Genomic DNA, 23872 nt, shown 5'->3' on the forward strand with positions numbered 1-23872 from the left:
CTCTTGTAGTCATGCTTCGAATATCCAAGCTCTTCCTCTAGCTCTCCTTCAAGCATTTCTTTAATAATGTCACCAAACAACTCCTTCATTACCTCTTGAACATCTCCGACATTTTCAAATCCATTCTTCTCGATTAACGACTTGATCTTTTCTCTGTCAAATTTCATCTTCTCTTCCCTCCATTCTTCTATTCCATTCTAGAGGGTTTACACAATCTTTTTTACATACTCTCAAGATCTCTGGACTTCTCTTCTCTTCGCTCTTCCGACCTCTTGCCTCTGACCTCAGGCTCTTCCCAACCAAAGGACGGGTCCATGATCAGGGACGAAGACTAAGGACGACTCTTCACAGCGTTCAGCGTTATATTGTAAGCAGCTCTTTCCCCGCTAAGCGGGCCTTGCGTCCCCGGATGCTTCTCCGGGCCTTGCGACCTAGCGTGATCTTCGCCAGCCTTGCGTCCGCCGATGTTCTTCGGCGCCTTGCGCCTGATCTTGAAGTGGTTTTCATCCCCGCGAAGCGGGCCTTGCGTCCCCGGATGCTTCTCCGGGCCTTGCGACCTGGCGTGATCTTCGCCAGCCTTGCGTCCGCCGATGTTCTTCGGCGCCTTGCGCCCGCCGATGCTCCTCGGCGCCTTGCGTCCACTGATGCTCCTCAGTGCAATGCGTCGCACCGAAGGTGGCATCACTTCCTGCCGAAGGCAGCCTTACGTCAAATGTTTTATTCCAGCCTCACCTCCTCATACACTCTCGGAATGTTTTTAGCCAATAACTAACTCTACCAGTTCCTTCCCGTCGAAAACTCTAATCAAGTGATTATTCGTGTCGGCTATGTACAACAGCCCGTTATAGTATTTGACATCGTTTGGCTCGAAAAGACCGAGAGTAGAGCACTTTTCTCCATCCAGGGTGCAGGTTCCCTCTCCCAGATTCTTGATCATCGTCTCAACACGCCTGATTCCCAGATCGATCTTTCTTATTGCGTGATTATAGGTGTCGGCAACGTACAGAAATCTATCATTACCGTAAATACCCAGCGGGTGCTGGAACAGAGCCCTTTGAAGAATCCCGTCGATATGACCGAATGAAAAGAGTCCGCTTCCTGCAACGGTGTGCACTTTTTCCGCTTCGAGATCTACATACCTTATCCCCGAAACCTCCGAATCGGCAACGTAAAGACTCTTTCCATCCAGGTAGATTCCACTGGGCTGAGCGAAATTCGCATCCTTTAGCGACCCGTCTTCAATGTTCTCGGCTCCGCTCCCTGCAAATGAACGAATTGAGTTCTCCTTCAAATCCAGCCTCCAGATCTGATGCATTCCGGCCATAGCGATATAGAGGTACCTTCCGTCTGACTGCAGATCCCATGGGGAGTTAAGCCGCGCCTTAGATGCTTCGCCGCTGTACTGCCAGCTGAATCCCTGAAAACCGTCGCCCGAGATCGTCCTTAATTTTCTTTCTCTCAAATCGGCTTTTCTGATTGCATGGTTCTCTGTATCGGCTATGAAGAGTACACCATCTGAATAGACCATGCCCTGAGGCCTGTTTAGTCGCGCCTCTTCGAAAGTTCCGTCTGCAAAGCCGCTACTTTGGCCTCCGATCTGATCGGTAACCTTTGCTTCAAAAGGAGAGGCAAGCTCCGTCACGAGTATTCGATCGTTGTTCGAATCGCTAATAAACATCGTTCTTGAATCCCCAAAAGCAATCTTCCCGGGAAATGAAAGAGTCGAATTTCTCTTGGATACATTCGGCGTAACCGGAATCCTCTCGTTGCTTAGAATCCCTCTCCTCATACCATCCTCGAGAGCTTTGGAAATCTCATTTGAGAGGTAATCTCGCTTGCCCTCGCCCGAGGTCTTTGACAAAATCTTTCCGTCAGGTCCTATCAGGACGTAGGACGGCCACGCGCGAACCACATACCTGTCCCAAAGGTAATACTCGTTGTCGATAAGAACGGGATGTTCTATTTCATAGCGCTCGACAGCGGCTCTGATATTCCTCTCTTCACGTTCATTCTCAAACTTCGCGGAGTGGACGCCGATAACGAGAAAAGGACTGTCATTGTACTTCTCTTCCAGCCACTTGAGGTCCGGGATCACATGAATGCAGTTTATGCAGCAGTAAGTCCAGAAATCAAACAGCACGACATACCCTTTGAGATCCTCTAGAGTCAAGGGTCGCTCTACATTTATCCACCTACCGGAAGACGGAAATTCGACTGCTTTTCCATACAAATCAATCACCTCTTTCCAGCTTTGACTGAGAATCGCAATAATTGGATCACATCGAGATTCTTCCAGCCTCGAACTCACTTGAAAAGTGCATAACATGTAGGAGAAAGGTAAGCACAGCAGGCGGTGTTCTATGCATTAGATAGGATTGCGCTGTTTCATTGCTTCTTGTGAGAGTTATTCTCTTATGAGATCCGAAAACGTCTCGAGGGTTCGGACTCTCGCCCTCTCTCCTCATCTCGTGCCCTTAACCAGGAACCTGGACGCGTAGCGTCGGAACGAGGAACTGCTCTTCTGTTCCCCAAGGACGGGTCCACGATCTTGGATGAGTATCGAAGGACGGGTTTCAAAGAACCGCCAGTCTGCTTGCGCAGGGCCGGGTGGACCCCAAACCCCAGACCCGCTGCTCTTTTCGGAGAACGTTTACTGACGCTCTTCCTGTCAAAAATTGATTCACCGAAGAACAAAGAACTGTCCCGGGTGTAAAGAAAAAGTATGGTACAATCTTGAAATTCAAACTTGACAAGTTGGGCTGCAGATGAAATCGAGGATTTTCAAGGGTAAGAGTCTTTTCTACGGATGGATCATAGTTGCAGCGGCAGCACTCGGAGCTTTCTTTTCAGGGCCTGGGCAGACTTATTCTGTTTCGATATTCATAAATTCTTATATCAACGGATTTGGCTGGAGCCGTTCGCTTGTGTCGGGCTATTATTCCATTGCCACCCTCATTGCCGGATTCACGCTTCCCCTGGTCGGAAAAGCCGTTGACAAGTTCGGTCACAGGAAAATGTTTGCAGTCATTCCGACTCTGCTGGGATTGACCTGCTTGTGGATGAGTATCGTCAGTCATCCCATTATGCTCATTGTTGGCTTTTTCTTCCTGCGACTTCTCGGTCAGGGTTCGATGAGTTTACTGCCTTCAACGCTTGTTGCCCAATGGTTTTCCCGCCACCGCGGAAAGGCGTTGAGCATTATGGGGATTGGAGGTGTTGCGTCTTTCGCTTTTTTCCCACCGGCAAACAACTGGCTGATCCAGAATTTTGGTGCAGAGACAGGATGGCGTGTTTGGTCACTGGCATTGTTCTTGCTTATGCTACCAGTTGGCTGGTTTTTAGTAAGGGACAAACCGGAAGATATGGGCGAAACACCTGACGGGAAAACGTCAAAAGAGACTAAAGAAAAGAAGAAAAAGGACACCCCCAAAAGGATCGTCTTTAAGGATAATCCATGGATGTTAGGACAAGCCATGAAGACGAGAGCTTATTGGTTCATGATTTACTGTACGAGCGTTCCGGCCATGATCAATACCGGGGTTACATTTCACATGGTTTCGATCATGCAGACAAAAGGCTTTACACCCACTTTTGCCGCTCTCATCCTGAGTGTTATCGCGATGGTACAGTTTCCGATGACTTTTATAGCAGGATTCATGGTGGACAGATTCAAGATCCATATCATCAAAGCTATCGGTTACCTTGTTTATGCAGCCAACCTCTTGATTCTTCTTCTGGGCACGAGTCAGCAGATCCTTCTTGTCTATGCCGCTTTGCACGGCGTTTTTATGGCCTTTGAATCAGTCAGTACCAATGTACTATGGCCCAATTATTTCGGCAGGAAGTATCAGGGAACAATCAGGGGTACTGCTATGACGGCAATGGTCATCGGTTCCTCTTTGGGACCATTACCATTTGGGTTTGCTTACGATTATTTTTCCGGCTACTCGGAGATTCTTTTTATCATGATGATTTTCTCTTTGACAGCAAGCATTCCAGCTTTCTTTTCTCCGCCTCCGATTTATAGTCATGATGGGAACGGTTCTTCGTGACTGACTGGCAAGGACGAATAGAGACTCCTTTTTTCCGTATTTCTTTCCGTACTTACAATAATCATTCCAATACCCATCGCCGGCCCGGAAGATGCGTTTGTGAGAGCGAGACTAGAGGATTGAGAAAAAATAAACGGGGTCAGACTCCGATTTTCCAGAAAAAATAAACTGGGTCAGACTCCGATTTTCCCATTAAGAGGAGAAATCGTAGACAGAAATCTGTGAGGGTTTTCTTCAGGACAGAAACGAAAAGTTAAGCGGAGCCCTTTGCCTGCTCCGCCCACGGGGATTCCCCCATGAGAGCGTCCATGATCTGGGACGAAGTACGAAGGACGGCTCCTGACGATTCTTACCAGACCCTAGACCCCAAACCCCAGACCGGCTCTTCGTCTCGCCTTCTCTCCTCATCTCGTGTTCTTCTCGGCGGCGACCCAGACCGGGCGTGCCTTGTTCATGATTGATGGTAAGATTGTGAGTGGAGTGCGTCTTCGCGGAAGTGAGATTTGAAGAGACCATAGGGGAAATGTGGAAAGTAGGAACTTGATAAATCCGCGGAGCAGGCGTCTGAAGGTCTTTAATTAGGTGGCAATGCTTCCACTATGCGAGATGATAATGTGTTGGGCTTCCTCAAAAAGATCAGAGAATCGGTTTCGATAACAATACACAAGAAAATACTCTATTCGCTTTCTGTACTGCTTGCAGGAATTTTACTGGGAACAACTTCAAAGTTTCTCGATAAGACTGCCAGTAATTTATTGCCTCCGATCCTTGAGTTTCTGGATTTAAGGAATTTCTTCTCACGGATGGGGATTTGGATTTTCTTTGCCGTGTTGATTTCCGTATACAGCAGAACCCCCTTCAGGGCGGCTACAAATGTTTTTTTGTTTTTCGTCGGAATGGTGGGCAGCTATTATCTCTATACTGCATTTGTAGCCGGCTTCTTTCAGGAATCATATATGGTGATCTGGATTACGATGGCATTCATTTCACCATTTATGGCATTTGTATGCTGGTACGCGAGAGGAAATGGGATTATTCCAGTTATTATCTCGGCTATAATTTTCATGTTTATGACCAGACAGGCTCTTGCCTTTGGTTTCTGGTATCTCGATATCAGGAACGGCCTGGAGTTGATTTTATGGATTGGCACATTTTTTGTGCTTTATCAATCTCCCAGACAAATGGCTAAGGTTTTCACAATCGGAGTATTGGCGTTTTTTCTCACTGCACCCCTTAATCTATTCTGGGGAATGCTTTAGTCTTTATTTGCTCTGACTGTTTATTTTGAAAGGATAAGATACGCCAAGAAATCTGCGTTGCTAGTGACGCAGTGCAAAATGACTACACTCCCTCAAATGAGCTGATTTCGCTATCAGATATGATACATTCGTCTGATATCTAGTTGCTTTGCTCTTAAACCGACAGGGTTCACTCAAATTACGTGAAGTCATCTGCTTCGCGGAGGCTTGATGGGGGTGTTTTTATGCGCAAGGCTCTAATCACTACTTTTGCTGTCGTGTTGCTGCTTCTGATTCTTCCTGGCTGTCTTCCGAAACTGCCTAAAGATCTGAAAGCGGCGATAGAAATCGTCAAAGCCATTCTTCCCGGTGAGATTCCTCAAGGCTCAGAGTATATCTGCTCGTTCTACTCTAAGAAGCTGGTCTTGGGTACAACGATCGATCTCGAAAACCCCAGTGCCATAGTCGACGGAGCAATAGGTGCAACTAGCGCGACGAACAACAAGATAGTAGTAACCGAACCCTCTTACCTCTTTCTTCTTGATCTTGATCCCGGCTCGTTCTTCGCCCATCCCGTCAAGGCGATTGTCGTGGGGGATAGCGGACAATACAGGATCATCCCAGGGAAATGGCTGCCCAGGGTAGATGAAGTCGTTCCGGATGAGCTGAAATTGCCCTTTCCAAAAAAAGAAAGACTTATTGATTGGAACGTTGTTCTGAAAGAACCTTCCGGTATCTTGAAGAATCCGGTGATCGACAAGATAATCCCAGACTGGGGTGAGGGAGAGGCGATCATTGTCGTTCAGGGTTTGCTGTCTTCGGAACCTTTGTACGAGGATTCAGTTCAGACATATATGCAGTTCTTGAATCTGGCCAAGGCATACAGGGATGCCATGCCTGAAGGAACGGTTGAAGTTCAGGGGGTCTTCGGCGAGGATGCGGCGAATACTTTGACCAGCATCAACTCGTATGCCCTGAAAAAAGAGATAGTGACTGTTTACATTATTGCGCATGGTGACACCGACGCGGTAAAACTCGGAGGAGTCTGGCACTTCGCATGGCAGTTCAGCACAGTCTTCACCAGCTACCCGTTGACTGAGTTCAACTTCCTTCTCGGTTCTTGCCATTCCGGAAGCTTTGTAGATGATCTGAATACCATAGATAACATGAGAACCGTACTTACCGCATGTAGAGAGCAAGAAGGCGCTTCCAGCGATATGGACCAACGGTACTCGCTGGTCTCCCCTTACGAGCTGATGAATGATTTCAACTCAACAGATGTAGGGAGCGAATGGACAAGCTCAATCGTAGAAGGCGCCATCGGTATTCTCAATGATTCGACACAATTCACCTTGGTAAGAGCCGACTCCGTGATCTACAATGTCCCGGTAATAAGCATGCTATTCTGCAAAGCGCATCTGGCGGCGCTTGGAAACTGGACTCCCTATTATACTGATAACCTGGATCTATCGAACAGGATAGGCAAGTCGGTTCCGCAGAAGTACTGCTCCTGGGAATGAATGCAAAAACTAGGCTAGAGGTTGTTCTGAGATAGGAAGAGAAAAGGATCAGTTGCAAAAACATTTGGGGAGGCCCAGGAGTGATAAATCGGGTCGGAGTGATAAATCGGGTCAGACTCCGATTTTCCCATTAAGAGGAGAAATCGTAGACATAAATCTGTGAGGGTTTTCTTCAGGACAGAAACGAAAAGTTAAGCGGAGCCCTTTGCCTGCTCCGCCCACGGGGGCATCCCCATGAGAGCGTCCATGATCTGGGACGAAGTACGAAGGACGGCTCCTGACGATTCTTACCAGACCCAAAACCCCAGACCGGCTCTTCGTCTCGCCCTCTCTCCTCATCTCGTGCCCTTAACCAGGCACCTGGACACGCACGATGTGTCGGAACGAAGAACCGGTATTTCTCGGTGGGGCGGAGGACCATTGACGGATTTCGGGCCTTTCAGCGAACAGATGCTCACTACGAAGCAAAGCTCTTAATCCCCGCTTGAGCGCTCAACCTGGATCTCATCTGTCTCGTGCTCTCTTATCATCTCGTGGTTTTTAATTAGGAACCCGGACACGATGTGTCTGATGAACCGCTCTTCTGCTCTTGATCTCAATCCCCGCTCGAGCGCTCAACCTGGATCTCATCTCATCTGTCTCGTGCTCTCTCATCATTTCGTGGTTTTTAATTAGGAACCCGGACACGATGTGTCTGATGAACCGCTCTTCTGCTCTTGATCTCAATCCCCGCTTGAGCGGGGGGGACCGCTTGCGGTGGGGAGTGTGCTCTTTGAAATGCCTCTCACACCCTTTGACCCCCCCTATCTCAACAAAATCGTCTTCATGCTGAAAGAATCAAGAATCGCGATAGTGACATCAAACTCCTCGTTACCGAATTCGCTCTCAACAAATGGAGACTGCAGCGTGATCTCAAGCAGCTGAGTGTCAGAAGGCTTCTCTGCCGGCAAGAAGTCAACGGAATTTTGAACTACGAGTCTCAACGGATCCTGGCCGGCGAAGAAATAATCGATGAACTCCTGTCGCTCTTCCTCGGTAATACCATAGGTGTAGGTCGCAATCTGCCCTGCCGAGGTGTCTACAGGAACCCAACCGTAATTCGGCAGGTAGAACTCGGCCCAAAAATGAGAACCCAGCTGTCCGGAGAAAACCTGAAAGCCTCCCGGCGCCCTTGCAGGTATTCCGATCGATCTGCAGAGGGCTGAAAAGATCATCGACTGAGTACCACAATCACCGTAACCGTGTTCGAAAGAGTAAAGGCTTTCCGGAATTCCGGCCGCCTCTATTGCAACGTGGGCCATAAAAGTGTATTTGATGTTTTGGACAACGTAGTAATATATCTCTTTTGCCTGAAGGTAAGGATTGGTCTCATCTCCAACAACGCTTCTGGCAAGCTCCTCGAATCTTTCATCGTAATAAATGCTTCCTTCAGACTTCGTGTATTCTCTGTAAAGCGAGCTTTCCCTGTCGTATTCGCCCACCTGATCGGGATCTATATCGAACTGCTGCTGATAGTGTGTGAAAGTAAATTGCACGGTTATGTCCAGATCCTCAACGAGATTCGAAAGATCGAACTCGAAGAGGACATAAGCTATATCGCCGGAAGTTCTGGGAAGGCCGACCACCGCTTCCTTCGGGGTCACCTCAAGTACAGAGATATTCTCTTGAGCCGCTGTCTGCAGAGGAAGGGGGAACCAGACTCTCAATGAACCTTTATCCGGCAAGAGGGATCTTTCAGTATTTACTTTATATTCCACAAGGTAATTCTTCGGGTTGAAATACGGGCTGTGAGCTGGCTTGAAGGAGGCGAAAGGCGTATTCTTTGATCCGTACTCTTCTAGAAGGTACCTGACCAGCAAGACGTTGCCCGCCGACCACTCTGGCTCTCGCTCGACAAGTTCGGGATCGCGGGTAAAGAGGTTATGCTCCAAGTCTATGTAATACATCTCTATACCGTCAACGATAGTTCTCTGTATGTCTCTTTCAACGATGAACTCTCTCACTTCTTCATCGATCTTGAGTTCCGGATAATGTTTCACAATGATCTCTTTAGCCTCTTCGAATGTCAGTGAGAATTCCAGGGCGCTTTTCAGTTCGTTCTGTCTTCTCAAATACTCGTCGGACCGTTGAAAGAAATCGCCGAAAGCAACCGTAGAAATGAGAACGATCACAAGAACCAGTTTCAATTTCATGGCTTACCGCCCTCTTTTCTGTTGCCTGATTGGACACAACAAGGCAAGTATATAATGATTGACTTTAGAAATTTAAACACTAATTGTAGTCTTATGATGTATTTTCGTCTTGCGATCTCAAGGGATGACCTTCGCAGTTTTCCCAGAAGTACGTATTTCAAGCGCTCAATTTCCAGTGGAGCAGTGAAGCTAACCGGCTAAAATCGATACAGGAGGGCTCAAGTATCTGTTCTCTAGCCCCATCTCAGATCTGGAAGTTGAGAAACAAGACGTTCTTCCAATGAAGAGGACTTCGGAGAATTGACTATAAGATCCATGAATAGGCCTTCTCAAAGGCAAGTAGTGGCAACAAGCCGACTTTCATTTTCATTTTTCTCTGTATTGGCTGATTTCAGAACTTCAACTGACAAATCTCATGCCAGTCGCGACGGTAGTGAGAGTCGGTCTACCCCGAAATGGAGCTACTGATAAAAGCGAAGTATTCCTTTCACGTTCGGTTCCCTTTGAACTGGCATCATACACTCTAAAGATAAGATCCTAAATAGCCATCACTTCTCCTACAATCTATTAGGAGACATCAGAACAAGCGCGGTTCTGTTTTCTATAAGCGGTTTCCAGCACCCATTGATTCGATAATTGAAGGTCCGTACGGAGGTTCGAGAAGGCAAGATCTCGACTGATCGGAAAAAGGACTTTTGGTACTGGCCTTTGGCGTGTTTGCCGGTTGATTTGCACTCGATCAGTTCTGCCTGTGATTTTAGATTGATTGTCTTGTTAACAGGAGGGAGAAACAAGACGAGTTTCTGCAATCGCGATATGCTCAATTTTCTTGCTTATGGTTTTGTCTGGTTGTTTTCTTGCAAGCTTTCCGAATATGATCGGAACGTGGAAGACCTCAGTCACGAAGGTTGAAGGAGGTTCTGTGACACCGATAGATCTAGTAGGCACTTCGCAGGAAGGGGCCGACTTCAGCGGAACGGCGGTAAGGCCGCTTTCAACCTACACGGGAACTATCGAGGGCGAAGTTACAAGGTTTGGCAAAATAGTAATGGAAGTGATTTTTTGCAGCTACAAAGATGGTGTTGTGTTTACCCTGAACATGAGCGGAACCGTATCTGGGGAGAATATGTCCGGCGCTGCGTCTGAGCTGTTGAATGGTTATCCCGTTGATTCGGATTATACTTGGCTTTCCGTCAGAGAATGAAGACGGATTTTTGCTAAAACGTCACATCCTGTCTGAAAAGCGCCGTCCTTCGTTGCCCGTCCAAGATCATGGATCCGCCTTTCGTCAAGACCTAAGCCCAGATCCTTACAAGCAGCATGTCAGATATTCTAAGGGGAGAGTATCATGCCCCGAAAACATGTTGTATCATCCAGTAACATCCCCGCGCGTCATCTCGTAGAGCCTTCCCTGAAAGCCTGCCCCAAAATGCTTTTGTTTGGGGCTCCTGTTCAGGGACCCTTTACGGGATATTGTCCTACATTATTGCTCTTTTTCAAATGATCAATATAGCGTAGAAGAAAATAAGCGTCGGAAAGATTCATGAATTACCTGGAAGACTTAAGTATATATAATACAAAATGCTGAGTCCTTTCAAAGAAATTAATCGGAAATCTAGAAAGAAAGAGAGATACGAAGATGATTTGCTATCAATATACTATATAGTATAATACTGTAAAGTATAACAAGTAGGTGATTATTGTGTTTGTTGGCAGAAAGAGGGAATTAGCCTATCTCGAGGAGAGATTCGAAAGGGGAAAACCGGAACTGCTTATTCTATACGGTAGAAGGAGAGTTGGAAAGACAGAACTCACAAAGGAATTCTTGAGGAAGAAGCGGGGGATCTATTACCTGGCGGAGAAACTGCCTGAGAATCTTCAACTGAAGAAGCTCTCCGAGAAGGTTATTGAATTCTTCGACGAAGACATAATAGCCGGATTCTCCAACTGGGAGATGCTGTTCAAGTACCTTGCCTCCAAGCACGATCGATACATACTCGTGATAGATGAGTTTCCTTACCTTATAGAAAGAGAACCGGGCATTATCTCGTCTTTTCAAAAGGGCTGGGACGAATACTTGTCAAACTCGAATGTCTTTCTCATTCTAACGGGTTCGAGCGTCTCCGTAATGGAGAACAGTGTCTTGAGCTATAAGAGCCCTCTATACGGCAGGCGAACTGGACAGCTTCTTCTAAACCAGTTTCCCTTCAATGAAATCGGCGAGTTCTTCGAGAAGAAATACGAATTTGACGATTTACTCAAGATATGGGGCACTCTTGGTGGAGTACCGTTCTATCTTGAGCAGTTTGACAGCGATCTTGACTACTACGGAAATGTCATGGAGAAGATATACAACCAGAACGAGGTGTTGTTTGCCGAAGCCGAGTTTCTTCTGAATGAGGAGCTCAGAGAACCGAGAAACTACTTCGCCATTTTGAGGGCAATTTCGCTCGGAAAGAGAAAACTGGGCGAGATAATAAACGAAACCGGTATCGACAAAAGTAGCATCATGAAATATATCTCCATTCTAAATCTTCTTGGCATAGTCGAGAAAGAAGTACCAGTGGGTGAAGATCCGCTTAAAAGCAAGAAGGGACTATACAGAATAGCAGACAACTTCTTCAGATTCTACTTCCGTTATGTTTTCTATTACAAAGATCTTATACTCACCGATCAGAGGGAAAGACTGTTGAGCATCCTGAAAGATACCGAAAACCAGTTCTTCTCGCTCACATATGAGGATTTCGCGCGCAGTGTTGTCATGTGGATTAGCGGAACGAATTACTTCGAAATCGGTCGCTGGTGGGATAGAAACGCTGAAATCGATCTGGTGGGCATGAACAGAGAAGAGAGACGAATATTATTGGGAGAAGTCAAGTGGAGTGAAAGGCCTGTCGGAACGGATGTTCTCGCTGCCCTGCGTAAAAGGGGAGATCTGCCGCTATGGGATGAATTCAAAGAGAAGGAGTACGCTATCTTCAGCAGATCTGGCTTCACCAAAGCTCTAATTGACGAGGCGAAATCCGATCGATCTCTCATTCTCCTTCACGGTGACCAAAGAGTAGTCTAAAGATCCTGTGATAATCACACCACTTTCGAAAAATCTGTCAGGAGGAAACCTCTTCGACAGTTTACTAATCTTCTGATGAGAGGAATAGGAATCGAGAAGCCAGTAACCTTCGGTGGCAAGTCAGGACTTCGTCGGAAAGCGAAAATATGGGTTGACGAGTTCAATTAGACCAGCTGTACGTTGAAAGTAAAGATCCCGCTGATCGCTGCTCAAAACAACGTTGTCCGTCAACGGACCACCGTCCACCGAGAAGACCGCGACCGTGACCTCATGGATCTCTGAATTACAATTCACCAATTGATTTCTCTCAAATTCAGAGCAATTACGAGGAAGTGTTAGTTAAACCCTAGTGTTCTTATATTATTCTCCAATAACCAAGGGTCAGACCGAGAGCAGCTGTACGCTGGAAGAGCGGTCCTCCGTCAGCCGTCCCAGAGCATGGACCCGTCCTATGATAAGATCAATCGAGAAAGTGAGTTGTCGAGACGTTCGCTTCGCTCACGAGAAGACGAGAACTCTCTCCTGTTTCTCGTACTTTCTCCTCATCTCGTTCTCTCGATGCTCTTCTTAGAAACAAACATCATCCGCCACTTTGTGGCCCTCCTCCCTTGAGGGACCTAAGATCATCATCCAAAGAGCTTCATAGGTCTTGAAGCTCTGCTCGGAGAACGGTGAACCGATAACGGACAACCATTTTCTTATTCAACTTGCAACATTGCACTTGCAACTGTTTCAAAGATCGAGATCCTGGCCTGGACCACGCCAGCTACTCTTGAAGTAAGAAAAGAGCGTCATCCCGATATGAAACTGATCGGGATCTCGATCTAGGAACCGCTGCACGCTGATGAAAAGAAACTCTTCCGTCAACAGTCTCCCGTCCTCCGGGAAGAGCCCGGGATTCCGCCTGAACCATTGATTCAGCATCTCGCTCCTGAAGAGCCGCTGCACACCAGAAGTTCCGCTGTACGCTGTAAAGAGTCGTCCTTACTCTTTCGTCCCAGATCATGGACCCGTCCTTGGGATTCATAAACGCTTTCTATGAGAGAAACAGGCAATGCATTTTGAATACTATGGTAACATTTACTATAATCCTTATGAACGTGCTAATGTGATGATATATACTGCTTGTTAAGTGTGACAGAAGTGAGAATATGATGTTCAGTATGGAAACAGAGAATGTGTCAGGAATTGATAGCAATTGGGAGCATTGTGCGTATTTTTGTGCGTTGTTCATTGCTGGTTGGCATTGATTGTAGATAATGCTTCGGTGAAGCTCTAGATCGGGTTTGGCTGATCAAAGGAAAAGTAGTAATATGATTATTGTACTATGTCGAGCTCATAACTACATAACATATAATATGGAAGTGCAAAGAAACAAAAGCCAGTCCTAATAACTTACATTACATAGTTTCAATTACTCCTAGTTAATCTGTGTAAGGACTGGCAAAGAGATTATACCAAAGCTTGTATCACGGGGGTGAGTCTTGAGAATAAGAGTTTCTCTCGAAAGTGAAAGAAACATCTCTCTACCACTAAGTTACTCATATCCTCTTCAGTCGGCAATATACGAGGTACTTTCAGGCGCAATCCCGGAAAGCCACGACTTCGGCCTAACTGTGAACAGGAGAGTACTGAGACCATTCACTTTCTCCCGACTCCTTGGTCGCAAGCAAAGGATCGGCGAAGGCTCGATAACTCTATCACCTCCGATAAGCTTGCACTTGTCATCACCACTTGAATACTACGTTCAGGCCTTTGCAAATAGCCTAATCAAGAACAGAGGCATTCAACTGCTAGGGACAACACTTGAACTGAGATCAATTGAGGTTGAGCCCAAGATACCAGAAGCGAGCTCCATCAGCGCGAGAACAATATCACCAATAACTGTCTATTCAACCCTCATGACCGCAGACGGGAGAAAGAAAACGTATTTCTACAATCCGACAGAAAAAGATTTCACAATTCAGATTCGGGAAAACCTCAACAGAAAGGCAAGTGCATTGGGTAATTCCGTCAGAGCGGGGGAAGTTTTCTCCTTCAAACTTGCCTCAAGACCGGTTCAACGGATTGTGAAGTACAAGGATTTCACTCAAATCGCCTGGGACTTTCGCTTTGAGCTTCAAGCAGATCCCGAGCTTATATCGATAGCCTACGACTGGGGACTAGGTTCAAATAACGCCCAAGGTTTTGGAATGATAAAAACTATCGAAAGGAGGTGATCAGAATTGATCAAGAGTGTTTACGAAATCGGGATTTGGCATGAAGATGAGTTCGACGAAACCCAGCAGTTGACGGAGGATCTTGGCAAGAAATACACCAGAGTCATAACAATAGACTTGGAAACAGAGGACGACAAACTTCTCTATTCCGGCTGTAGATTAGCGTACAAAACGGATGCTAATTACCTCTACAGAAAGACTCCTTCCGCAAAACCAGACCCATACTCTTTGACTCTGAAACCTTCAAAAAAAGGTCCATCAGGTTTGATCGACAGGTTTGTGAAATTCTGTGAGATGCATCCAGGTGAACTTGCGAATGACATTAAAGTTATTCTTTCAGAGAACAAAGAGAAGATCGTCAGAGATATTGAAGAGCAGGCTGAGCAGATTACCGAGAAGAATGAATTCTATTTCTTGACTGTTTTGATCGATGGACGATCTGTGGGAGCGTTCAAGGAGTTCAGGTCCGTTTTCCTAAATGAAGTTCAGAAGCTCCCGAACTCCCGAAGGGGCGTTTGCTTTTTGTGTGGGAAAGAAACCGAAGTTGGTGCCAGAGTTAGCAACATCTTCAAGTTTGGCACAATTGATCAGCCTGGTTTTGCACATATGATGAGCAACAAGAGTCACGATGTTACTATGCCTCTCTGCCAAGACTGTTTCTCCAAACTCGCCCTGGGTAAAAGGATTGCGGACGACAAGTTAACTCTCAACTTCTATGATTCACAAGTTTACGTCCTTCCAAGATTCGCGGGTAACAGAGTAGGCAAGAGCCAACAGTTCACCGAAAATAGCCTTTCAGCGCTCAAGAGCCTTACAGATTCGTTCAGAGGAGAAGACGGTAGATATGAGAGATTTGAATTAAGGTTGATCAAGAAACTTAGCAAAGAGGACGCCTATTCGACCTTGAATTTCGTCTTCTTTGTCAAAGCAAGAGGCAAGGATGAGGTGAAAGTCTACCTGAACATTGAAGATGTCCCGCCATCCAGGATGACGGCTATTACAAAAACAGCAGATGAAATTGAGGCCGAGCTAAAACCCTTAGGTTCTCACAGAATCAGATTTGAAATACTGTGGAAGGTTTTTAAAGGTTATGCTCAGCTAAAAAAGAACTCCTCTGACAGCCCAGTGCCGCCAAATGATTTTCTGGAATTCATGAGGACGATATTTAAGGGCACCAAGGCAGACTTAAATCTTTTCAAGAAGGCTTCGATGCGGTACTTTTACTCTCTTAAGATGAATGCGAAAGAAAGTGAACTAAGCAGTATATTCTTCGATCGCAATTCGATAGTTGCAATGGGTTATTTCCTGGACAGACTGAATAATCCTTTAGAAGGAGGGGTTTTGGGTTTGAAAAAACCAAAGGAGGAATTACTAGAAGAGTATTTTGAGCGGTATCCCGGCTTTTTTGCAAACGATGATTTGAAGCTCACTTTTGTAATCGGAATGATCCACGCTCTTGTTGTGGCGATTCAGAAAGACCAGGGTTACACCGGTACAGCCGACCAGAGGATCAAGGGTTACAGGATGAAGCCAGACGACTTCAAAGAACATCTCACGTATCTCAGAGATAAGTACAAGCACTATTCGAAGAAGATAAAAAACGCCTCTCATATTGGATTTGTCGAGAAGCTCTTTGAACTCGCGGGAAGATATCAGCTGAATGCCGGAATGAAATGGAAGTCGTCGCTGACAGACCTGAATTATGCATTCTTGTGTGGAGAAGCTTCGAAAAATCTGTTGATGGGTTCATCTGAAAAAGAAGTTGCCGAGGAAGCAACTGTAGAAGAGGAGGAATGAGCATGGCGGACTTGGTTAAGAACCGGCATGAGATAGTCTTTATTTATGATGTGAAGGACGGCAACCCTAACGGAGATCCTATGGATGAGAACAAACCGAGGATGGATGAAACTACCGGGCTAAACATTGTCTCGGATGTCAGACTTAAGAGAACAATCAGAGACTATATGGGGAAAGTGCAGAAGGTAGAACGTCCTGAAGGCTACGAGCAAGAGGTCTTTATTAACGGAGATCCTGTTACGTCAGAACAGCGGGCAAAAGAGCTGATTTCCGACATAACCGACAGTAAAAAGTACGATAGACAGAGGGCATCAGAGGCTCTTCTTAAGAAATGCATAGATCTGCGTCTTTTCGGCGGAACCGTACCGATCTCAAAGCTCAATATGTCTATAACCGGGCCAGTTCAGTTCAGATTCGGCAGATCTCTTCACAGGGCCGATTCTGTCTTTGTTCAGGGCACGGCGGCTTTTGTCTCAAAGGAAGGAAACGAGCAACGAAGTTTCAGCGAGAAATGGCAGCTCCCCTATTCTTGCATCGCATTTTATGGTGTTCTCAATCAGAATACTGCAAAAGAAACACTCCTAACTGACACCGATGTCGATTGTCTCTTTGAAGCCTTGTGGGATGGCACCAAAGATTTAATTACCCGCTCCAAGATGGAACAGCTCCCAAGACTTCTTATAGATGTTGTTTATAATGATGAGACAAACTTCCACATTGGCGAGCTTGATAAAGCTATTGAGCTGAAATCTGAGATTCCGGACGAGAAGATCCGTGGGATCAAAGACTTCAAACTTGAGATTTCCGAACTTAAGGGACTTCTTGATAGATACAGCAGCAACATAATGAAAGTCCGATACAGAATAGACCCTAGACTGAAGCTCACCCTCAATGGCGAACCATTCGAGATAGAAGGTTTACTGGAGGGCAAGACCGAAAAACTGGAAAAGTGAGGTGAGGACTCATGAAAGTCCTCGTCTTCGACATAGCCAGTGACTACGCCCATTTCAGAAAGCCATACACCACGACATCGGCGCTGACTTATTCGGTCCCGCCGCGTACAGCCGTCGTTGGTTTGCTGGGAAACATTATTGGCGTTCAAAGTGGAGGCTTCGGCAAGAGCGAGCAGTCAGATTATTTTGAGGCCAAGGGCTTGAAGACTGGTGTCAGGGTTTTAAGGCCCGTAAGAAAGACCACTTTCAATCTGAAATACCTCCACACGAAGAGCGGAGGCAGTATCCTTGTTCCCGTCGAATGTGTCGTCTCCCCCAAGTATCGGATCTATGTCACAGGAAGTATGGAACTCTTGTTGACTTTGAGAGGAAAACTCAAGAACCATGAGACACACTTCACTCCTTACCTTGGCATTTCTGAATTCATAGCCTCTGTAGATTACGTCGGAGAATATGAAGCAAATGATATGAATGGTGAGGTATTGGTCGATTCCATAGTCTATCTGTTTGATGAGGGAGAAATCAGATTCGAGAGCGGGCTAAATCTCTTCCGTGAGACACATGCGATTTCCATGGATAACGAGAGGAGAGTCCAGAGTTACTCGGAAATTGCCTATGAAGAAGACGGTAAACGAATTCTTTTGTTAAAGAGCCCTCCTCAGTCTGAAATCGTGAAAATAAAAGGAACTCAAGAAGAGGTGGTAATGCTTGTCTGAAGTTTATTCCCATCCAGCAAGAGAAGGTGAAGAGCCCAGGCCGTTGATGGATCATCTCGATGGTGTCTATCACCTAATGATTTCCGAGATCGAAACGGCGAGCCTATTCATGGACTTTGAAAATCTGCTCGGGGTCGATAAAAAGACCCTGGGCTTTCTGGTTAAGGCCATCGCATACTTACATGATCTCGGAAAAGCAACTCCTGAGTTTCAAAATAAGATCATGAAACGCAGATTCAACAGCGACAGGTCCAAGCATTCTGCTTTAGGAGCTTTTGCAATAGGAAAGTACTTGATGCAGAAAGCACCAAAGGAAATTCAACATCTCATCCCGGTAATAGTGAGTCTCCTGAAGCGGCACCATGGTCACGCTGAAAATCCAGGATTCGGTTGTGACCTGGATAGCGATTCAGAACTCATAGAATGGCAGCTCTCAAATCTGAACGAAGATTTTCTTGAAGAACTTCGTATGAAAATCGATGTTCCACGACTGGACAAAGATGAATTAAGTGATCTCGTCTACGATTGGCAGGATTATTACGAAGATTTCTTCCTGGACGATAGAAAGGATATCCGACCTTTTGTATTGTATATGTACCTCTCATCCCTTCTGCGCTGGGCAGATGAAACCGACGCTGCCTTCAGAAATAAGCCATTGCCTAAGAGGGACGATCTTCCCGAAACACTTGTAGAAGATTACAGGAAAGCGAAAGGTTTTGACATGCCGGGAACAGATCCCATGAACCTTCTTAGGAGCAAATTCTACGACCTTGCGACATCAAATATCGACTTCAAAACTGGTACTCTCAGAGGTCCTACAGGTATCGGGAAAACATTGACTCTTCTCTCACTGGCACTGAAATTGCGAAGCAAACTAACGAAAGAAGGTTATATTCCCAGGATTATATATTGCCTACCTTTCCTGAGCATAATAGATCAGACTTACGATGTTGCGCGAAAACTCTTCATTGAAACGGGTCGGCCCGAGCCGACTCCAAATCAATTATTACAGCAGCATCATCTTTCGGAGATAGATTTCTCCACAGATAACGAAGATGAGAACTACGAGAAGTACGAGGCAGACCTCCTGATAAACTCATGGAACAGCGAGCTAACTATCACTACATTTGTGAGCTTCTTCCATTCTATTTTCACAAGAAAAAGAACCCCAAAATTCTTCAGGATCCCGGGTTCCATAGTTCTGCTGGACGAAATTCAGGCAATTCCCACAAGATACTGGGCCCTTACCGGGAAAGTGATGCAGCTACTCGCCCAATACGGAGGTACAAGATTCATATTCTCCACGGCAACCATGCCATCGTGTTTCGGCTTAAGCGGCGAATCTCTTGTCAATGAAGATATTCCGCTTAACAGGTTTGAACTGGAGCGTATAGACGAGATGACCTTTGAAGAATTCACAAGCAACCTGCTGCCAAATGCTGTGGAAGAAGCAAGGTCATCTGGGAAGTCCCTGATGATTGTTATGAACACAATAGCTTCGGCTGAAGCTGCTTTCAAGGAAATTCTCGAGTTGCATGATGTAGAAGTTGAAAAGCTTTACTATCTTTCTACAAAAGTCCCGCCGAAAGTTCGAAGGCAAAGAATTCAAAACATAAAGGACGAAGACGGCCCTTGCATACTGGTTACAACCCAGCTTGTCGAAGCCGGTGTTGATCTAGATTTCGACTACTGCATCCGCGACATGGGTCCCCTGGACAGCATCGTTCAAGTCGCAGGAAGGGTCAACAGATCCAGCAGAAAAGACAGAGGAAGAATAAGACTTGTTGAATTAACTGACTTCAACGGACACCGTGCGCCGAGCAAGATCTATGACTCAGTTTTGTTATCTGCTACCAAAAAAGCTATTAATAGCACCCTATACAATGAATCGGAACTCTATTCACTCGTTGAAGACTACTTCGAAGCTATTGAAGAATCGGGCTTCGAAATGCAATCAAAGGAAATTCTGGAAAGCATATACAAGCTCGAATTTGCCAACATCGCGGATTTTAAGCTGATCGATGAGAGCGGTAGGAGATACCCCGTGTTCCTTGAAATTGACGATGAAGCAGAAACCGCCTGGCAAGAATACACAGACATCCTTCAAAGACCCACTACCGCTGAAGACAAATTCAAGCTACTCGCGGAAAAGAAAAGCATAGTAAGAAAACTCGCACCTTACATAATCAACTATCGTGTAAAACATGATGAGAGTGAAGCCGATCTTCCGCCCGTGGTAGGCGGTTTCTGCTACGTTCAGAAAGACGAGCTGGAACGCTACTACAACGAGTTGACGGGTTTTCACTTGTCCGGGTGTGACGTCTATTGATAGAGATAACCGGTTATCTTGTGCTTTCATATTCGAACTGTGCCAGGGAAGCGTGGTTAGTGGCCCATAGAATATTTCCAGAAAGCGAAAACATGAATCTTGCCCTAGGTCGTCTCATCCATGAAACCTCCTACGAAAACAGAGGAGAAAAAGATATCGCCATAGATAACATACGACTGGACATGGTCGAAGAGAAAAAGGGAAGAACGATCGTCAGTGAAATAAAGAAGTCCAAGTATTCACTTGAAGGGGCCAGAGATCAATTGCTTTTCTACCTGCTGCGCCTGAAAGAAATGGGAGTCGAAGCGAATGGCCAGTTACTTGTTCCAAAAGAAAAGCGGAAGATCGAAGTTATGTTGACAGCAGAAGAAGAAGCAAGAATCAAGACATTGTGCGATGAGATCCAAGCCCTTGTTGAGGGGCCGATTCCGTCTCTAGAAAGAACTCAGAACAAGTGCAAGAACTGCGCATACTACTCTTACTGTTGGGTGTGATGATATGAAACGGATGCTGTATCTATTCACTTCGGGAAAGTTATTGAGGATGAACAACACTCTTGTCTTCGAGAAAGAAGACGGAAAGAAGGTCCATCTTCCGGTGGAGCAGACGGATTCCATATGCGCTTTTGGAGAGTTGGATCTCAACAAAAGAGTGTTGGAATTTCTGACCCAAAAACAGATCCCTCTCCACTTTTTCAACCGATACGATTACTATTCAGGGACATACTATCCAAGGGAGCACCTCAATTCCGGCTTCCTGATACTTCAACAAGCTAATTTCTACAACGATCCGGAGAAACGTCTTGACCTTGCGAAGAAATTTGTCAGCGCCTCGATGACCAACATGCTTAATGTTCTGGCATACTACAACCGACGTGGAAAAGACATGGAAAACGCGATCGAAAGCCTGAATTCATTGAAAGATCGACTGGTAGAAACTGCAAGCATCGACGAATCAATGGCCATAGAAGGCAACTTCAGAGATCTCTATTACAAATGCTTTGATGCAATAATAGATAACTCAAGCTTTGAGTTCGTATCAAGAACTAGGCAACCACCCCTGAACAGACTCAACGCATTAATAAGCTTCGGGAACACAATGCTCTATACCACAGTGCTGGGAGAGATCTACCGCACACATCTTGATCCGCGGATTGGGTACCTTCACACAACTAATTTCCGTAGCTTTTCTCTGAATCTGGATGTCGCCGAGGTCTTCAAACCTGTCCTTGTAGACCGTCTTATCTTCTCCCTGATAAACAAGAAACAGATACAGGCGAAGCACTTCGCTAAACATCTGGAAGGGATTTACATGAACGACTCTGGAAAAGAGACTTTTGTGAGAGCATATGATGAGAAATTAAAGACAACGATAAAGCATCCGGCATTGAAAAGAAACGTGTCGTACCGGTATCTGATTCGCCTGGAGCTTTACAAAATCGAAAAGCAGATTACTGGCGAGCGCGAATACATTCCCTGGAAGGAATAGAACGTGTACATTCTTCTCGTCTACGATATCGGGGAAAAAAGAGTGAACAAAGCGCTAAAGATCTGCAGGCAGTATATGGACTGGGTTCAAAATTCCGTGTTTGAGGGCGAGTTGACAAAGGCAAGCCTCGAGTCCCTTAAAAAACGCCTGGGAAGAATGATGAACAAGGAAGAAGATTCAGTACGAATCTACAAACTTAGGTCAGAAGATCATTTAACCATCGAAATACTCGGAATAGATAAGAAACAAGTAGCTAACGATGGAGTTATATAGAAAAGAGGTGTGGGAAAAATGGAGAGTGGACCGATCACATTTAAGGTGAAGACTCTTACCCCGCTATGGACCGGCGGGTCAGATGGAAAGATGGACCGGGTACACGAAACGGGAATCATAGGAAGCATTAGATGGTGGTATGAAGTCATCGCGAGGGGGCTCGGCTATTACGTTTGCGATCCAACCTCAGATAATCGCTGTAAATTATCAAGCAAAGAAAAAGACAGTAAGGAAAGACTTCAAACCTTTGTCCTGCCTGTTATCTATTTGGAACTACAGATTGGAAGAGAATGTTCAATTTGATTTCAACAGCTGAAGGCAAGCAGCCGGTTAAAGGGAATGAACCCTCCTCACAAATTACAACCAACGATATTAACGAGAATTGGTTAAGCAGGGTCTTTGAGAAAAACCGTTATGCCATGAACTATTTTGGCTCTTTTGAGCTTGGAGTTCTTCCAAGGTGCGATAGAGATCAAATTGAAGAGCAGCTTAAGGCTGTCCTTTCAATTATGAGCAACTTTGGTTCTCGAGGGGCTAAGCCCCAATTTGGTAATGGCCTCTTTGAACTCACTGATGATACAGGAGAACCAATAGAATCACTTCGGATGATCAACAGATTCCTTAAGGAAAATTGCTTTATCAAAAAAAGCGATCACAAGAAAGGCTTTTCGCTGAAGAACTACTGGAAAATCGAGACAGAAGTTGGAAAATCTCTTCCACCAGCGAACCTGAAGTATGTGGGCAGAGAAGTTAAGAACTTGTATATCCCGTCGACCCCTGATTCATGGAAAACACCGGGGGATCGACAGAAATACTAGAATTTTGTTCTTCCATTGTAAATGGGATTTATAAGACATTGGTCTTTGAAAAACAGGCATGAACATAATTTGCCTCAAAACACTGAAAATACTATATAATCTATATAATAATGGGCTCCCAGACTACCTATGAGGAATTGAAACAAGAGTTCATCGACAAACTTGTCAATGGTTATGTTGGCTCCCAGACTACCTATGAGGAATTGAAACAATGATTCCAGTACACATATACTATATCAAAACCTCGCTCCCAGACTACCTATGAGGAATTGAAACATAGTATGGTTGTTGCTAGTGGAGTTGGCACGACTCAGGCTCCCAGACTACCTATGAGGAATTGAAACTCGGTTCTAACATTCAGATTGGAAAGGGAGTCGGGGCTCCCAGACTACCTATGAGGAATTGAAACCTAGTGGGGTCGGCACGACTCAGGCAGTCGTGGGGTAGCTCCCAGACTACCTATGAGGAATTGAAACTTCTCTTTGATTTCGGCTATTTTTCGTTCTATGAGGCGCTCCCAGACTACCTATGAGGAATTGAAACTCAAAGTCTTTTTGAACATCATCCATTTTAGTGAGCAGCTCCCAGACTACCTATGAGGAATTGAAACAAAGGCGCGAAGCGGAGAGGGCGAAACAGGCAAGCCAGCTCCCAGACTACCTATGAGGAATTGAAACGTTGTGCCTACAATTGCCATCTTTGCATTCTCAAAGCTCCCAGACTACCTATGAGGAATTGAAACATATTCCCACGTGGTACGGAACGAAAACGGTGGCAAGCTCCCAGACTACCTATGAGGAATTGAAACAAAAGCACGGAGTACGTTGATGAATCGGTTGATTATCGCTCCCAGACTACCTATGAGGAATTGAAACGTGGTACGGGTGGCTTTGGGGACGAGATGGTGCCGCTCCCAGACTACCTATGAGGAATTGAAACCTTCGTCGTCCGTGAGAACCTCGATATTCACGCTACCCGCTCCCAGACTACCTATGAGGAATTGAAACTCCGTAGTCCAGCGCTTCCTCTTCGCTCTTCGCAATGCTCCCAGACTACCTATGAGGAATTGAAACTTCTTCCACATTCAATTTCTGAGCGGGTTTCTCCTGGCTCCCAGACTACCTATGAGGAATTGAAACATCTCTCATCATCTGCGTGACTTTCCAGCCGACACCGCTCCCAGACTACCTATGAGGAATTGAAACCA

The 23872-nt window shown here is 45.7% G+C and carries 17 protein-coding genes, 1 pseudogene and 1 CRISPR repeat array (1 of these 19 cut by a window edge); of the genes and pseudogenes, 15 read left to right on the plus strand and 3 right to left on the minus strand.

From position 1 onward, the window contains the following. Both Q502_RS14850 and Q502_RS11715 read right to left on the minus strand, forming a co-directional pair. Window positions 1-167, minus strand: a pseudogene (locus Q502_RS14850) (IS256 family transposase); the annotation flags it as partial. A 590-nt stretch (window positions 168-757) separates the two neighbouring features. Next, window positions 758-2230, minus strand: coding sequence for a thioredoxin-like domain-containing protein (locus tag Q502_RS11715; protein ID WP_099830364.1), 1473 nt, complete (start codon window positions 2228-2230; stop codon window positions 758-760). Between the two features lie 535 nt (window positions 2231-2765). Here Q502_RS11715 and Q502_RS11725 point away from each other — a divergent pair. The 3 genes from Q502_RS11725 (at window position 2766) to Q502_RS11735 (ending at window position 6810) form a co-directional block, all read left to right on the plus strand. Continuing rightward, a complete protein-coding gene (locus Q502_RS11725) occupies window positions 2766-4052 on the plus strand; it encodes an MFS transporter (protein WP_099830362.1) in 1287 nt (428 codons plus the stop codon). Between the two features lie 599 nt (window positions 4053-4651). After that, window positions 4652-5311, plus strand: coding sequence for a DUF6518 family protein (locus Q502_RS11730; protein ID WP_099830361.1), 660 nt, complete (start codon window positions 4652-4654; stop codon window positions 5309-5311). Between the two features lie 224 nt (window positions 5312-5535). Further along, window positions 5536-6810 (plus strand): hypothetical protein, encoded by a 1275-nt coding sequence (locus Q502_RS11735; RefSeq protein ID WP_099830360.1) that lies wholly within the window; start codon window positions 5536-5538, stop codon window positions 6808-6810. 803 nt (window positions 6811-7613) lie between these two features. Here Q502_RS11735 and Q502_RS11740 read toward each other — a convergent pair. Beyond that, window positions 7614-9002: a transglutaminase-like domain-containing protein gene (locus Q502_RS11740; protein ID WP_099830359.1), complete on the minus strand. Its 1389-nt coding sequence runs from the start codon at window positions 9000-9002 to the stop codon at window positions 7614-7616. Between the two features lie 922 nt (window positions 9003-9924). Between Q502_RS11740 and Q502_RS11745 the strand changes: the two genes are divergently transcribed. The 12 genes from Q502_RS11745 (at window position 9925) to Q502_RS14860 (ending at window position 22665) form a co-directional block, all read left to right on the plus strand. Then, window positions 9925-10206 carry a hypothetical protein gene (locus Q502_RS11745; protein ID WP_133117342.1) on the plus strand — a complete coding sequence of 94 codons (282 nt, stop codon included), beginning with the start codon at window positions 9925-9927 and terminating at the stop codon, window positions 10204-10206. Between the two features lie 498 nt (window positions 10207-10704). Then, window positions 10705-12072 (plus strand): ATP-binding protein, encoded by a 1368-nt coding sequence (locus tag Q502_RS11750; protein WP_099830357.1) that lies wholly within the window; start codon window positions 10705-10707, stop codon window positions 12070-12072. A gap of 1484 nt (window positions 12073-13556) precedes the next feature. Next, the gene (cas6, locus tag Q502_RS11760) at window positions 13557-14291 is read left to right on the plus strand and encodes a CRISPR-associated endoribonuclease Cas6 (protein ID WP_099830355.1); all 735 of its coding nucleotides are present in this window, start codon (window positions 13557-13559) and stop codon (window positions 14289-14291) included. Window positions 14292-14297: 6 nt separating this feature from the next. After that, entirely contained in the window at window positions 14298-16088 is a 1791-nt protein-coding gene (locus Q502_RS11765) for a TM1802 family CRISPR-associated protein (RefSeq protein ID WP_099830354.1), read from the plus strand. 2 nt (window positions 16089-16090) lie between these two features. After that, on the plus strand, window positions 16091-17041 hold the full coding sequence (gene cas7b, locus Q502_RS11770) for a type I-B CRISPR-associated protein Cas7/Csh2 (RefSeq protein WP_099830353.1): 951 nt from the start codon (window positions 16091-16093) through the stop codon (window positions 17039-17041). A gap of 11 nt (window positions 17042-17052) precedes the next feature. Then, window positions 17053-17757 (plus strand): type I-B CRISPR-associated protein Cas5b, encoded by a 705-nt coding sequence (cas5b, locus tag Q502_RS11775; protein ID WP_099830352.1) that lies wholly within the window; start codon window positions 17053-17055, stop codon window positions 17755-17757. Next, window positions 17750-20086, plus strand: a complete 2337-nt coding sequence (locus Q502_RS11780; RefSeq protein ID WP_099830351.1) for a CRISPR-associated helicase/endonuclease Cas3 — start codon at window positions 17750-17752, stop codon at window positions 20084-20086. The genes cas5b and Q502_RS11780 overlap by 8 nt, the downstream gene beginning before the upstream one ends. Window positions 20087-20106: 20 nt before the next feature. Then, window positions 20107-20580: a CRISPR-associated protein Cas4 gene (gene cas4 / locus Q502_RS11785; protein ID WP_258394186.1), complete on the plus strand. Its 474-nt coding sequence runs from the start codon at window positions 20107-20109 to the stop codon at window positions 20578-20580. A gap of 4 nt (window positions 20581-20584) precedes the next feature. Continuing rightward, window positions 20585-21574: a type I-B CRISPR-associated endonuclease Cas1b gene (gene cas1b, locus Q502_RS11790; protein WP_099830349.1), complete on the plus strand. Its 990-nt coding sequence runs from the start codon at window positions 20585-20587 to the stop codon at window positions 21572-21574. Between the two features lie 3 nt (window positions 21575-21577). Then, window positions 21578-21847, plus strand: a complete 270-nt coding sequence (cas2, locus tag Q502_RS11795; RefSeq protein WP_099830348.1) for a CRISPR-associated endonuclease Cas2 — start codon at window positions 21578-21580, stop codon at window positions 21845-21847. An 18-nt stretch (window positions 21848-21865) separates the two neighbouring features. After that, window positions 21866-22150 carry a type III-B CRISPR module RAMP protein Cmr1 gene (gene cmr1 / locus Q502_RS14855; protein WP_243392379.1) on the plus strand — a complete coding sequence of 95 codons (285 nt, stop codon included), beginning with the start codon at window positions 21866-21868 and terminating at the stop codon, window positions 22148-22150. Beyond that, on the plus strand, window positions 22147-22665 hold the full coding sequence (locus Q502_RS14860; protein WP_243392378.1) for a hypothetical protein: 519 nt from the start codon (window positions 22147-22149) through the stop codon (window positions 22663-22665). The genes cmr1 and Q502_RS14860 overlap by 4 nt, the downstream gene beginning before the upstream one ends. A 114-nt stretch (window positions 22666-22779) precedes the next feature. Next, window positions 22780-23872: direct repeats of the CRISPR family, unit length 30 nt; unit sequence GCTCCCAGACTACCTATGAGGAATTGAAAC (it continues 7954 nt past the right edge of the window).

Source organism: Mesotoga sp. Brook.08.YT.4.2.5.2., from assembly GCF_003351125.1.
In the GTDB taxonomy this organism is placed as follows: Bacteria; Thermotogota; Thermotogae; order Petrotogales; family Kosmotogaceae; genus Mesotoga.

Excerpts from the sequence above, each read along its gene's own strand:
- Q502_RS11725 (WP_099830362.1), top strand. The coding sequence starts at position 2,766 with ATGAAATCGAGGATTTTCAAGGGTAAGAGTCTTTTCTACGGATGGATC.
- Q502_RS11730 (WP_099830361.1), top strand. The coding sequence starts at position 4,652 with ATGCGAGATGATAATGTGTTGGGCTTCCTCAAAAAGATCAGAGAATCG.
- Q502_RS11735 (WP_099830360.1), top strand. The coding sequence starts at position 5,536 with ATGCGCAAGGCTCTAATCACTACTTTTGCTGTCGTGTTGCTGCTTCTG.
- Q502_RS11740 (WP_099830359.1), bottom strand. The coding sequence starts at position 9,002 with ATGAAATTGAAACTGGTTCTTGTGATCGTTCTCATTTCTACGGTTGCT.
- cas7b (WP_099830353.1), top strand. The coding sequence starts at position 16,091 with ATGGCGGACTTGGTTAAGAACCGGCATGAGATAGTCTTTATTTATGAT.
- cas5b (WP_099830352.1), top strand. The coding sequence starts at position 17,053 with ATGAAAGTCCTCGTCTTCGACATAGCCAGTGACTACGCCCATTTCAGA.
- cas1b (WP_099830349.1), top strand. The coding sequence starts at position 20,585 with ATGAAACGGATGCTGTATCTATTCACTTCGGGAAAGTTATTGAGGATG.
- cmr1 (WP_243392379.1), top strand. The coding sequence starts at position 21,866 with ATGGAGAGTGGACCGATCACATTTAAGGTGAAGACTCTTACCCCGCTA.